The sequence below is a fragment of the Pseudomonas sp. B392_1p genome (genome assembly GCF_052245235.1).
GTDB classification, from domain to species: domain Bacteria; phylum Pseudomonadota; class Gammaproteobacteria; order Pseudomonadales; family Pseudomonadaceae; genus Serpens; species Serpens gallinarum.
Genome location: NZ_JBQPXM010000015.1, coordinates 88,985 through 102,283 on the forward strand (window position 1 = coordinate 88,985; position 13,299 = coordinate 102,283).

Here is a 13,299-nt window from a genome sequence, read left to right on the forward strand (position 1 = left end):
AGCGCAGCGCTAGCCATCCGTTGTCGTCTCACCCTTCCACACGCTACGGCTGCCCTTCTGAATCCTCAGCCCCGCCCACCGCCACCGGCAACCAATCCTGCGCCACGCGCAGGTTGGCGCGGCGGACAGCCTGTACGAAGCTGGCGAAGGGCCGGTCGGTGATGCCGACCAGACCTAAATGGCCATTTTCGCCATCCAGCAAGCGACCGGTCACGGGCTGGTCCAGGTACTGGAACCAGTGAACGCCCACCAGACTCGGCTCTTGGGTGGCTCGCTCGAGAAAATGTGCATAGGCCGAGCCCCGCGCTTCTTCGGTGGGGACTTCGAGCAACCCCGGCCAGAACGGGCCGCGATCACGAGAGCCGAAACTGAACTCGCTGATCAGCACCGGCTTGTCCAGTGCCTGCAACGCGGCAAAATCATAGCCCTGCTGCGGCGCACGGGTGTAGACATTGAAACTCAGCACATCGCAGTACTGTGCGCAGGCCGCCAGCGCCTCCGGCGTGCTGACCGCGAAACGCCCGCCGAGCAGCAGATGATTGGGCGCATGCCAGTCAAGCGCATCGGCGACGGTCTTGAAATAGGTGTCGGCGAACAGGCGCAGGAAGCGCTGAAAATCCTCTTCGATGGCGGGAAATTCCGCGCTCGGCAATGGCGCCTCGAAGCCGGGATCTTCCATTAACTCCCATGCCGGTAATTCGATGCCCCAGGCTTGGGCCAACCCTTGCTGGTTGCGGTACTTGTCGCGCAACAGCTTGAGGAAGGCTCGTTTAGCCGGCACATCCGTCGTCGCCCGCAACGTGCCATAGGCCAGCGCATAACGCGCATGGGGATGTTCGCCGGGCGCAGCCCAGGCCAGTTCGTTGTCAGCGAAGAAGCCCAGCAGCCAGGGATCGTCCCGCCGGCCGCGCGCGGCAATGGCGATGTTGCGCTCGGCGGCCATGGCGAAACGTGGATCGAATGGATCGGGCATGGCGCCCCACCAGTCATGGCCAGTGGAGATGGTCGCGTAGTCGCCACCGATCAGCAACGGCAGCGTATACGGCATGCGCTGCGGATCACGCAGCTCCGCGTCGCTCCAGTTGCCGATGCTGTTAAAACCCCAGGCCTTGAGGCGCTGCAGAGACTGCTCGGCCCACCGGCCGACAACCGCCTGGTTGCGCATCAGGATGCAGGCTTGTGCCTGTTCCGCGGTGATCTCGTTGAGCCTGACCGCCTCGTTAGCCGGGTCGCAGGGAGCACAGTCCGCCGTTTGCCGACAGGCCTGTTCGGCCCGTACCCGGTAGCGATTGGCGTTGTAGAAGTCGTACCAGTGGCCATGGTCAAACGCCCGGTTGCGGTTGGCGCCGATGTCGCTGCGGTTGTCCGACTCGCCATAAAAGGCCGCCAGGGCCTGGTCAGGCTCCGGCAGGTCGCGAAACATCGCCTCGCGCCCCTGCACATAGGTTTGGCTGTGCTGACGCGTCACCGCGTTGACGCCCAGGGAAAAGAACGGGTTGCCTTCGGGACTTTGCAGGTACCAGCGCCCGTCGACCTTCACTGTGGTGAAAAACCCCGTGGCCGGAAAGCTGATGCCACCCCGCAAGCCGCCAAAGCGATCCTGCTCGGGTAACTGCTCAAGCAAGGGGACCAGGGCTTGGTCATCCTGGGCCACACTGTCGCGCAGTTGTTCATCGCTGCCGATCTTTTCCGGCCACTCGCCCCGAGTGAACTGCCCGTAGCCGTCGACGATCCCCTCATACGCCGCTTGCAGCTGATCTTCCGTCGTCACGCCGAAATGGCCGAGCAGCACATGCTGCGGCACATCGGGATTATTCAATGAGAGGGTTACCGATTTGACTTGATCGACTTCGATCTCGCCGTCCACCGAGGTGGCCAGCAGCAGGCGATTGCCATCGCGCATCCATGGCATCGGCGGCGGGGCGCGCATACCTTGCTGCAGAGACGAGGCGACACGCAGCGGCACCACCAAGGTTTGCGCTGGCCCGGCCGGCAGTGCCACTTGGGTGACCAGTGTCTTGGCATCCCCACTGTTGATACGCACATTCAGGGTCAGGTCCCAGTCCATGGCATTCTGGATACGCAGCGTGATCGCCTGCGCCTGACTCCAGTCCCAGCTGCCGGACTGCGGTTCCATGCGCATGCGCGGCCGCTGCGCCGCATTGAAGCTGAGCCTGCGCAGCACCTGCCCCTCGGGCGTCGTTTCCGCAGTCAGCTCGGGAAACCAAGCATCCCGCGTGCTGACCTGCACCACATCGATCGGCCGCACGAAGCTGAACAACGTCTGCTCGTCAGCCTTCAGTGGCATGGCCAAGCAACAGCTCACAATCCATATAAAAAGGGCAGGCTTCATCGCAACGGCTCCCTGACACACCGGCAATAGACCACGCCGCGTTCCAAAAGATGCTAGCCGGCTTAGAATGCAAGCCAGTTCCTTCTTCGGAGTATTCCCCATGCCTGTTGCCCGTCTCGGTTTGCTTCCCGCTGTCATTCTAGGTGCCGCCCTCGCGTTCGCCGGCTGGTCGGTGGGTCAAGGGGTGGAACGCTTCCGCATGGCCGACCGCACGGTAACGGTCAAGGGCCTGGCGGAAATGGATGTGAAAAGCGATTTCGCCATCTGGACCCTGGCGTTCCGTCGCGGCGGCAATGCCTTCGATGAGGTGCAGCGCCAGCTCAGCGCAGACCGTGAGCAGGTGGTGGCCTTCCTGGCCGCGCAAGGCTTCAACCCCGATGAAATCGAAACCCGGCCCTTACAGGTCCAGGACCTGCTGGCTCGCGAATGGGGCAACAGCAATGTCGCCCTGCGCTTTACCGGGCTGGGCCAAGTGGTGGTCAAGACCCCGCGCGTCGACCTGGTGGCCAAGGCCGCCAATGCCAGCGATCCGCTGATCCAGGCCGGCGTGCAGCTCGACAACCAGGACGGCTACGGCGGACCGCGCTATCAGTTGCGCGGCTTCAATGATGTAAAGCCGCAGCTGCTTGAAGACGCCACGCGCAATGCTCGCGAACAGGCGGCCAAGTTCGCCGCCGATGCCGGCGCCACCCTCGGCGGGTTGAAAAATGCCAATCAGGGTGTGATCAGCGTAAACAGTGACGACGGCGGCGACATGGACAGCTCACGCACCATCGGTAAGCGCCTGCGGGTGGTCAGCACCTTTCAGTTCGGCCTGGAGTGATCGCACCTGCGATCCAACCGCCCCTTTTACCTAACGAGGCTACCTGATGACCCTGGCCATTTTTGACCTGGATGAAACCCTGATCGATGGTGACTGTGCCAGCCTGTGGAGCCGGGAGATGGCCCGTCTGCAGTGGGTGGATGGCGAATCCTTCCTGCACCAGGAAAGTGCGCTGATGGCCGAATACGCGTTCGGCCGTCTGGACATGGAAGACTACATGGCGTTCAGCCTGGCGCCGCTGGTGGGCCGCACCCGGGAAGAAGTGGAGTATGTGGTCGAGCCCTTCGTGGAGAACATCATCGAGCCGCTGATCTACAGCGACGCCATGCGCTGCGTGGCCGAACACCGCGCTCGCGGCGAGCGCATCCTGGTGATCTCCGCCTCGCCCCAATTCCTGGTCAGCGCCATTGCCGAACGGCTGGGCATCGACGATGTGCTGGCCATTGACGTTGAAGAACAGCACGGCTTTTTCAGTGGCCGTACCCAGGGCGTGCTCACGTACCGCGAGGGCAAGGTGCAACGCCTGGAAGACTGGCTGGCCGAACAGGGCGAAACGCTGCAAGGCGCCTCGTTCTATTCCGACTCAGCCAACGACCTGCCGCTGCTGACCCGCGTCGCCCATCCGCACGTGGTCAATCCTGACCCACGCCTGCGTGAATTCGCCGAACAGGCGGGCTGGCCGATTTTGCATTGGCAGTGACGCCGTTCTGTCGACCGAACGCCTCCCTTCCCTGCCCTGATAACGCCACCTGCGCGGAGGTGCCAGAGCGGCCTCTGAATGCCAGACTGGGAGTAGATCCACTGCGCAGGTGATTCATCATGCTCTCGACCGCTCCTGTCACCCTCATGTTGCCGGTGATCGATTTGCACCGCGCCAGGGATTTCTATGAACACACGCTGGGCCTCAGGCCCGAGGGTCAGCGCCCGGACGGGAAATTCGTCTACGTCGCTGGCAGCGGTACACGGATTGCCTTGTTTCCCAAGGAGGGCGGCACCAAGGCCGACCACACGGCACTCAGCTTCGAGGTCGCCAATCTCGAAAGCGCGCTGCAAAACCTGCAACAGGCCGGTGTGCTATTTGAGGACTACGACCTTCCCGGGCTGAAAACCGTCAATCACATCTGCGTGCTCGGTTCGGAAAAAGCCGCCTGGTTCAAGGATACGGAAGGCAATTACCTGTGCATCCATGAAGATGTTTCGACGCCCTAGGTGCGCTGTACGCCGGGTCTAGTCTTCAGGGAGCGGATTAGCGGCGCGGCCGTGTGGACACGGTGCGCCGCTATTCCATGCACTCACTCGCGAACTCAGCTCAAGCTTTCGTCGATCACCAGCACGATCTTGCCGTTCACTTGGTTGCTTTCCAGCTCGGCGAACGCCGCGTCGACATCCTGTGCGGCAAAGGTACGCTCCAGCTGCGGTTTCAAGCGGCCCTCGCCAAACAGCGGCCACACCTGCTGGCGCAGCTCACGGATCAGATCGGACTTGAAGGCATCGTCGCGGTTACGCAGCGTCGAGCCGGTCAGTTGCACGCGCTTGGCCAGCAGCTTGGCCAGGTCGAGCTCAGCGCGTCGGCCGCCCATCATGGCGATGATCACCCAGCGGCCGTCACGGGCCATGACATCCAGATTGAGCGGCGCATAGCTGGCACCCACCGGATCGAGAATGACATCGAAGGGCGCGTGGTCGCGCAGCGCTTCCAGATTCTCGCCGCGCAGCACGCCACCGCGGGCGCCCAGGGATTCGCAATAGGCCAGGCGCTCGGCGGAACCGACACTGACCCAGCACGAATTGCCGAATGCCTTGCACAACTGGATCGCCGCCGAGCCAACCCCGCCGGCACCGGCATGCACCAGCACTTTTTCGCCCGGCTGCAGGCGCGCAAGCTGAAACAGGTTGAGCCAGGCGGTGGCGTATACCTCCGGCAGCGCCGCCGCTTCAACGAGGCTCAGGCCATCCGGCACTGGCAGCACGTGACCGGCATCGACCACCACCTCCTCGGCCATGCCACCGCCCGCCAGCAACGCGCACACTCGGTCGCCGACTTGCCAGGTACTGCCTGGGCCGACTTCAGTGACCACGCCGGCGCACTCCAGCCCCAGCACATCGGTAACGCCCGGCGGTGGCGGATAATGCCCGGCGCGTTGCAGCAGATCGGCGCGGTTGAGACCGGCCGCCGCCACTTGGATGCGAATCTGGCCAGCGTCACAGAGTTCACGGCTCCGTTCTGCCCACTCCACACGTCCTTCGATACCTTGCAATGCCTTCACGCTGCCTCCATAGTGAGTTTCTGAATCGAGCCCGGATTGACCGGGCTTTTGCGTTATGCCGCCGACCCCCTCGCGGAGCCCGGCGCCCAGACAGACGGCCTACTATGCGTTATCACCTGACCCTGCGTCGACTCAACATCAAGCGCCTGCTGTGCGGCACTGCCCTGGCCCTGGCCCTCGGCGGGAGCGTCCTGCCAGTGGCTGCCAAGCCCACCAATGCGGGCGATTGGTCCGCTCTGCAGCCCGACCGCGACCAGGTGATCGCCAGCCTCAACGTGGTCGAATTGCTCAAGCGGCACCACTACAGCAAACCCCCGCTGGACGATGCCCGCTCGCAGAAAATCTACGAGGGTTACCTCAAGCTCCTCGATCCGTCACGCAGCTATTTCACCGCTGCCGACATCGCTGAATTCGATAAATGGCGCACCCAGTTCGACGATTTCCTCAAAGCTGGCAATCTGGAACCGGGTTTCGCCATTTACAAGCGCCACCTGGTACGCCTGACGGAGCGCCTGGATTACACCCTGGGGTTGCTGGATAAGGGGGTGGAAAGCATCGACTTCACCCTCGACGAAGACCTGCTGGTCGATCGCGAGGAGGCGCCCTGGGCCAAGGACCGCGCCGAGCTCGACGAGCTGTGGCGCAAGCGCGTTAAAGATGAAGTGCTGCGCCTGAAGATCGCCGGCAAAGAGCCCAAGGCCATCCAGGAACTGCTCACCAAGCGTTACAAGAACCAGCTCGCACGCCTCAAGCAGACCCGCACTGAAGACGTCTTCCAGGCGTACATCAACGCCTTTTCGCAGACTTACGACCCGCACACCAACTACCTGTCGCCGGACAATGCGGAAAACTTCGACATCAACATGAGCCTGTCGCTGGAAGGCATCGGCGCGGTGCTGCAAAGCGATAACGAAAACGTCAAGGTGGTGCGTCTGGTGCCGGCCGGTCCCGCCGAGAAGAGCAAGCAGATCGCCCCGGCCGACAAGATTGTTGGCGTTGCCCAGGGCAATGACGAAATGGTCGATGTAATCGGCTGGCGCCTGGATGAAGTGGTCAAGCTGATCCGCGGCCCGAAAGGCTCTAAGGTACGCCTGGAAATCATCCCGGCCAGCAACGCGCCGAACGACCAGACCAGCAAAGTGGTGACCATCACCCGCGAGGCAGTCAAGCTGGAAGAACAGGCCGCGAAAAAATCGGTACTGAAGCTGGCCCACGATGGTCGTGACTACAAGCTTGGCATCATCGAGATCCCCGCCTTCTACCTGGATTTCAAGGCCTACCGGGCCGGCGATCCCGAGTACAAGAGCACCACCCGCGACGTCAAGAAACTGCTCGGCGAATTGCAGAAGGAGAAGGTCGACGGCATCGTCATCGATCTGCGCAACAACGGTGGCGGTTCCCTGCAGGAAGCCACTGAGCTGACCGGTCTGTTCATCGAACAAGGCCCCACGGTGCTGGTGCGCAACAGCGACGGTCGCGTCGATGTACTCGCCGATGAAAACCCTGGCGCTTATTACTCCGGCCCCATGGCCGTGCTGGTCAATCGCCTCTCGGCGTCCGCCTCGGAAATCTTCGCCGGGGCCATGCAGGACTATCACCGTGCCCTGATCCTCGGCGGGCAGACCTTTGGCAAAGGCACGGTGCAGAGTATCCAGCCGCTCAATCATGGCGAACTCAAGCTGACCCTGGCCAAGTTCTACCGGGTTTCCGGACAGAGCACCCAGCACCAGGGCGTGCTGCCGGACATCGCCTACCCCTCGGTGGTCGACACCCAGCAGATCGGCGAAAGCGCCCTGCCGGAAGCCATGCCGTGGGATAGCATCAATCCGGCGATCCGTACCGATTCGGACCCGTTCAAGCCGTTCCTCGTCGAACTGCAGAAGCGCCATGAAAAGCGCACCGCCACCCACCCGGACTTTGTCTTCACCCGTGACCGGCTGAGCCTGTCCCAGACACTGATGAACGAAACCACCGTCAGCCTCAACGAAACCAAGCGCCGCGCCCAGCAGGCCGCCATCGAGGCCAAGCAGCTCGCCTTGGAAAATGCTCGCCGCGAGGCCAAGGGTGAAGAACTGCTGAGCAAGCTCAAGGACGATGACGAGGAAGACGCCCTGCTCACCGCAGCGGACAAGCCTACGCCTGAAGAAGATGCCTATCTGGCGGAAAGCGGACACATCCTGCTCGACTATCTGGTTCTGCAGCCGCAGGTTGCCAAGCACTAAACCCCAGCCGGGGAACCCCGGTTATCGGGATGTAGGGTGGATCACGCTTCACCGATCCACCCGTTGAAAGAGCCATGGTGGGAACAACGACATCCACCTACGGACTAAAATCCAGCCTCCCGGCACCCGCCGGGAGATCCCCTACTCTTTTGCCGACCCCGCAAAGCGGGCCGGAATCAGACGGCGCATAGGCCGGCCAATCACGTCGCGAAATCGTGGGTTGTGCAGGCAAATTCCGCCCACCAGCCCCACTAAACAGCCCAGCACCGTGTCATAGAACCGAGCCTCGATCAGCGTATTTGGCGAGCCCTGCCCGAGGGTCGCGGCTTCGGCGAGCAAAATCGTCAAGGGCGTGATGAAAATGGTAGCGAAGGCATAGTGCCGAACCACTGAATATTCGATCACGAACGACAGCAGCATCATGGTCAGCGCGATGCTCCAGTTGTTCAACGGCAGCAACAGCATTCCCCAGGCCACCAGCAAACCGATGACAGTGCCCAGCACACGTTGCAGTTGTTTGTTCCAGACGGCCTGCAGCGACGCACCCTGGATGACTGCCAGACAGGTCACCGGAACCCAATAGGGTTTGTCCAGCTGCAGCACCTGCGCCAACAGCAGCGAAATACCTACGAACACGCCAATAATCACCGAGTCGAACACGACGAAATTGAAGGTTGGCGGCAGCCGCTGCAAGACCGGCTGGGGAGGCAGCAAACGCAGGGTATAAAGGCTGTAGAAAAAACCGATCAGGCACGCCAGCAGCGCGCCCATGCTGATCAACCCGACCATCAGGGGCACCTGGAGCACCTCCAGCGGCGTATAGGCGCCGATGGCCGCAGCCATGATGAAGAACAGACTGCCCGGCATGCCCACCCCGTAAAAGCGGCAGACCATGGTGACCAGAATGCTGGCGAACACCAGCACCGGCACCTTCAACACCGGGAAGAAATGGCTGATCACCCCCAGCGCATAACAGGCGATCATCGCGAAGGCACAGGCCATCAGCATCACCATGCGGTGGGACATGGGTGTGTTGGGCAGGTACAGAAAGACCAGCCCACCCAATGACGACACCAGCCCGTATTGCAATTCTCCGAAGTAGGCGCCGACGAACAACGGCAGCCCCGAAGCCAGTGCTGCGGCGATGGGCATCTGCCACAACCGGTCGCTGGGAGTGATGGTCAGTAACAGACGCATCTGCTGCCGCAGCATCCCTTTGATATCCATCAGTATCCGTCCGCTCGCCATCTCACTCTCCTTGGTTGAAACGAAGGCATTTGCCGGCCTCAGGTCGTCGTTCCGTTCTCCTGGCGCAGCAACAAGCCGATCGACAGGATCACCAGCACGCTGCCGGGCAGCCACTGCCAACCAATGCGCTGCGGCTGTTCGCCAAACAACACCAGCATCGACACGAATGGCACCAGATAGCTGTAGGCCGTGATCGCCCCTGGGGTAAGCAACGCCGTGGCACGCTGCAGCAGCCAGAAGGTGGCCGCCGTCGAGAAGATGCCCAGATAAGCCAGGATCAGAAGATCCGATGGGCTCATGCGGGACAGCGCCTGTGGCGCCTCCCAGAACAGCCCCAGCACAGCAATCAGCAAGCCGCCGACGACCAGGCTCCAGAACGTACGTGGGACGGCCTGGCGTGCCAGCCAGCCGTTTTTCAAGCCCCACTTGCTCAACACCGGGAACAGTGCGGAAGCCACACACCCCAGAAAAAACAACAGTTCGCCGCGGCGCAACTGCAGTTCGCCCTGCTGGCCACCGCTTTCCGCCCACGCCAGGCCAAGCGCGCCGAGTGCGCCCAGTAGCAACAGGGCCAGCATGCGACCGGCCGGCTGCTCCACGCCGAGCCGGCGTCCCAGACCGTAGGCCATCAGCGGCACACTGACATACAAGGTGGCCATGCTTAGCGCGCTGGCCCGATGCGCCGCCCAGAACATTGCGCCGAAAAAGCCGGCCAGGCACAGGCCCATGACGGCGTACAGCAGCAACCCCGGCAGGCTGGGCCAGCGTTCCGGTTGCCCCAACAGCAACGGCCAGACCGCCAATGCCGCGATGGCAAAACGCACCGCCGTCAGCAACAGGGGTGGCAGCCCCTCGCTCATCAGCCCCACCGCCGGGAAAGACAACCCCACCAGAACGGCCCAGAGCAGCATGCCCAGATGGGCACGGGTCACACCTTGCGTGTTGTTGGGCATCCTCGCCAGCCTCCGATAAACAGCTCCCGGTTGGACTCACGACTAGCGACAGAGTGCGCTGGACGCGAGTGGACTGTCCGGCTGGCACGTCAAATCCAATGAAAAGACCGAATGAGCAGGATGGCCTCGCGCCCCATTGCAGGACTGACAATGCCGCTTCGTTCGGGCAGCCCACCGTGGGAATCCACGACTGCGCGGCGGGCTGCTCGTTCAGCTATTGATCGATCTCAGTTCCTTGCAACGAGCAACGTCGCCCTGCCCAGACGGCGCCGTTGCGGGAGCTGGTTTTTTTTAAGAACGCGTACGAAACCGGCTGACCTGGGTACGCAACGTCTGCGACAGACCCAGCAACTCCCGGGCGTAGCTGCTGGAGCTGGCAGCGGCCTGATTGGTATTGGCGATGCCCTGAGCGATCATTTCGACCCGTTGCGCGATATCCGTACCCGCCATGCTCTGTTCGTGCAGGCCCAGCTGGATCGAGTTGATGGCACTGCGCAGTTCAGCTGCCGACTCGTCCAGGCCGGACACCGCGCTCTGCACCTGCTGGGTGGACGCGGCGCTGTCCTGCACCAACGCCTGGGTCTGGCTCAGGGTGTTCAAGGCCATCTGCGAGCTGTTCTGAATATCACTGAGCATCTCGCTGATCTCGACCGTTGAGCTAGCAGTGCGGGCGGCCAGGTTGCGTACCTCATCGGCTACCACCGCAAAGCCTCGTCCCTGTTCGCCGGCTCGGGCGGCCTCGATGGCCGCGTTGAGCGCCAGCAGGTTGGTCTGATCGGCGATTTCGTGAATGGTGCGGGCGATTCCGTTGATGTTGATAACCTTTTTCGACAGCTCCTCCATGGTCACCGTCGACTCGGCCATGCTGTGGGCCACCTTGTTGATGGTCGACGTCGTCAAGCTGATGCCTTCAAGCCCCTGACGCACCTGGCTTTCGGTGTTTTGCGACAGATTCAGGGCTTCCCCGGCATGATCTGACATCGCCCCGATGCTCACCGTCAGCTCCTCGGTCGCCGCAGCGATGGCGGACGTCGCGTCGCTTTGTTCCTGCGCCGCCGCCGACACGATGCCGGCGTTGTGCTGGAGTTTTTCGCTGGCACTCAGTACCGCCTGCGCATCCTGGTGAATGGCGCCAATCAGGTCGCCCAACTGAGCCTGCATCTCCACCGCCGCCGCGAGAATACTGTCGCGATCACCGTGCGCCAGGCTCAGCGTCTGGGTCAGATCGCCTCCGGCGATACGCCGCAATGCAAGGGCTGCGTCGGTAGGCTCACCGCCCACTTGGCGCAATACGCCGCGCCCGATGAAGAACGTGGCCAGAGCGACCAGTAATAACGCCAACAGACTGATGATCATCGACATCCGCTCGGACGCTTCCAGCGATGCGATCAAATCGGTATTCCGGGCCGCGGCCCGCTCTTCACTGTTCGCTACCACGGCCATCAGAATGGCGCGCACTTCACGCCAAGCGGGCGTTTCTTCGGCATTCAGGTACACCATCGCCTCGCTGACGCGCTGCGCCTTGACCAACTCGATGACCCTGTCCTGCTTGGGACGCCAGGCACGGATTTTAACCTCCAGCTCATCGGCCCTGGGCGTCGATACCGGATGCCGGCGCATTCGCTCAATCAATGCCGCCGCCTGCTCACCAAAGGCCTTCACCGCATTGGCGTAGTTGTCATGGCCTCGCTGATTACCCGGGTCGAGCAGGATATTGCGCAACGCCTGGCCTGTTTGCAGGCCGTTGGCATAAGACTTTGTGGCGAGGCTATTGACGGTGATGAAGCGTTCGACGAACTCCTGCAATTGGTCCTTGCTGCGCTGCGCGTACCACAATGTTGTCGCGGCCAGCAGCGCCACCCCCAACACACTGGCTATCCCCAACAGCCACAGCCGCGCCCTTAACGTCTTTGTATTCACAGTTCTCGAACCTCTCGCACACAAGTCTCTGCCTCTTTCGGGCAGCTGATAAACAGGCAGCATTCTGGCGTCAAACGCCAAGCAGACCCACATCCGACTTTTATCGGGCAAAAATTGAATTACTTGACTAAAACGCTGAGATTAATTTTTAAGCCGTTCCAGCTGCATAACCTGGTCTACGAGTCGGGCCAAAGAACAGGCAAAGCGGCATCAACCGCGCCCCAGCCAGAGCGCCATCACGCTCACCACACCGGGTATACCGAGCCCCAGCCAGGCGAGAGCGTCCCACACCCCGTCGCCGAGCAGCGCGGCGAACAGTCCGACCGCACCCAGCCCCGCAATCACACTCGGAATACCCCAGGTCGAATCACGCCAGCGCGTCATACACGTACCTCGCGGCTGACCGGCGCCACGCTGCGCCGTCGCACCCACCACAGATACAAGCCGCTGCCGAGCACCACGATGGTCAGCCCATCCAGCAGCGCCCAGAGAATCTGCATGGGCCGGCCGCCGTAGTCGCCAAAATGCAGCGGCTGCGACAGCGACAGTGCGCTCATGTACCAGGGCGGCGTGCTGACGGCGGTAATCTCCAGAGTGCGCGCGTCGATCAGCACGGGCTTCCACAGGTGCGCGGTCAGGTGCGTGCTGCCTTTCATAAACACCGAATAATGATGCTCGCTGGAAAAACGCGTACCGGGGAACGCAATGAAATCCGGCTGCATGCCCGGCGCAGCGGAGGCGGCAATCGTCAGCACATCGCTGACCGGGGCCCGCTCAGTCAGCGGCGGCACATCGCGGTACGGCGCCACCATGGCCGCCAGACTTTCGGTGCGCCAGGCGCTGATCAGCAGGTCGGCGCAGGCGCTGATCACACCGGTCACGCCCACCACCAGCGCCCAGGTCAGGATGACGATGCCGATCAGGTTGTGCAGGTCCAGCCAGCGTGTGCGTGGCGAACGCTGGCGACGGACTTCGCCGAATTGCAAACGACGCATGAACGGCGCATAGAGCACCGCTCCGGAGATGATCGCCACCACGAACAACAGCCCCATGAAGGCCAGCAACAGCTTGCCCGCCAACCCGGCGAACATGTCCACATGCATGCGCAGGAAAAACATCATCAGCCCGCCGTTGGCCGCCGGCATGGCCACGGCCTCGCCGGTGCGCGCATCGAGCATGAAGGTATGCGAGCTGTTGGGTTCGGTGCCGGCGGTGGCGGCCATGATCGTCACCACGCCATTGGCGTCCTCTTCATCCCAGCCTAGGTATTGCACCACCTCGCCAGGCCGATGGGCCTCGGCGGCCAACACCAGCTGTTGCAGATCGAGCTGCGGTGTTTCGGCCGGCATCTGGCGCAACTCGGGCGCCTCGCCGAGCAAATGCTCCAGCTCATGGTGAAAGATCAGTGGCAGCCCGGTGATCGCCAGCATCAGCAGGAACAACGTGCAGATCAGGCTGGTCCAGGTATGCACGGCGGACCAGCGACGGATAGTGGAAGCGTTCATTGCACATC

10 protein-coding genes and 1 pseudogene are annotated in these 13,299 nt (G+C 62.3%); 4 read left to right on the forward strand and 7 right to left on the reverse strand.

Annotation, left to right across the window (positions count from 1 at the left end; genetic code table 11):
- Positions 1–43 precede the first annotated feature (43 nt).
- Complete coding sequence (locus ACTV8E_RS18630; protein WP_443200458.1) at positions 44–2,308, reverse strand: beta-agarase; 2,265 nt, start codon at positions 2,306–2,308, stop codon at positions 44–46.
- A gap of 145 nt (positions 2,309–2,453) precedes the next feature.
- Here ACTV8E_RS18630 and ACTV8E_RS18635 point away from each other — a divergent pair, with 145 nt between their 5' ends.
- The 3 genes from ACTV8E_RS18635 to ACTV8E_RS18645 all read left to right on the forward strand — a co-directional run bounded on the left by ACTV8E_RS18635 (position 2,454) and on the right by ACTV8E_RS18645 (position 4,385).
- Positions 2,454–3,176, forward strand: a complete 723-nt coding sequence (locus ACTV8E_RS18635; RefSeq protein ID WP_251836400.1) for an SIMPL domain-containing protein — start codon at positions 2,454–2,456, stop codon at positions 3,174–3,176.
- A gap of 46 nt (positions 3,177–3,222) precedes the next feature.
- A complete protein-coding gene (locus ACTV8E_RS18640; protein ID WP_443200459.1) occupies positions 3,223–3,876 on the forward strand; it encodes an HAD family hydrolase in 654 nt (217 codons plus the stop codon).
- A 119-nt stretch (positions 3,877–3,995) separates the two neighbouring features.
- Positions 3,996–4,385, forward strand: a complete 390-nt coding sequence (locus tag ACTV8E_RS18645) for a VOC family protein (protein WP_443200460.1) — start codon at positions 3,996–3,998, stop codon at positions 4,383–4,385.
- Positions 4,386–4,480: 95 nt separating this feature from the next.
- Here ACTV8E_RS18645 and ACTV8E_RS18650 read toward each other — a convergent pair whose 3' ends face one another.
- On the reverse strand, positions 4,481–5,443 hold the full coding sequence (locus ACTV8E_RS18650) for a zinc-binding dehydrogenase (protein ID WP_443200461.1): 963 nt from the start codon (positions 5,441–5,443) through the stop codon (positions 4,481–4,483).
- 137 nt (positions 5,444–5,580) lie between these two features.
- Here ACTV8E_RS18650 and ACTV8E_RS18655 point away from each other — a divergent pair, with 137 nt between their 5' ends.
- Positions 5,581–7,665, forward strand: coding sequence for a carboxy terminal-processing peptidase (locus tag ACTV8E_RS18655; RefSeq protein ID WP_251836433.1), 2,085 nt, complete (start codon positions 5,581–5,583; stop codon positions 7,663–7,665).
- Between the two features lie 141 nt (positions 7,666–7,806).
- Here the strand turns inward: ACTV8E_RS18655 and ACTV8E_RS18660 are convergent, their stop codons facing one another.
- The 5 genes and pseudogenes from ACTV8E_RS18660 to ACTV8E_RS18680 all read right to left on the reverse strand — a co-directional run bounded on the left by ACTV8E_RS18660 (position 7,807) and on the right by ACTV8E_RS18680 (position 13,291).
- Positions 7,807–8,892: an FUSC family protein gene (locus tag ACTV8E_RS18660; RefSeq protein WP_443200462.1), complete on the reverse strand. Its 1,086-nt coding sequence runs from the start codon at positions 8,890–8,892 to the stop codon at positions 7,807–7,809.
- A 59-nt stretch (positions 8,893–8,951) separates the two neighbouring features.
- Positions 8,952–9,866 carry a DMT family transporter gene (locus ACTV8E_RS18665; protein WP_251836405.1) on the reverse strand — a complete coding sequence of 305 codons (915 nt, stop codon included), beginning with the start codon at positions 9,864–9,866 and terminating at the stop codon, positions 8,952–8,954.
- A 291-nt stretch (positions 9,867–10,157) separates the two neighbouring features.
- Positions 10,158–10,691 (reverse strand): annotated as a pseudogene (locus ACTV8E_RS18670) (methyl-accepting chemotaxis protein); the annotation flags it as partial.
- A gap of 1,305 nt (positions 10,692–11,996) precedes the next feature.
- On the reverse strand, positions 11,997–12,170 hold the full coding sequence (locus ACTV8E_RS18675; RefSeq protein WP_251836407.1) for a hypothetical protein: 174 nt from the start codon (positions 12,168–12,170) through the stop codon (positions 11,997–11,999).
- Positions 12,167–13,291 carry a PepSY-associated TM helix domain-containing protein gene (locus ACTV8E_RS18680; RefSeq protein ID WP_251836408.1) on the reverse strand — a complete coding sequence of 375 codons (1,125 nt, stop codon included), beginning with the start codon at positions 13,289–13,291 and terminating at the stop codon, positions 12,167–12,169. The genes ACTV8E_RS18675 and ACTV8E_RS18680 overlap by 4 nt, the downstream gene beginning before the upstream one ends.
- Positions 13,292–13,299 lie beyond the last annotated feature (8 nt).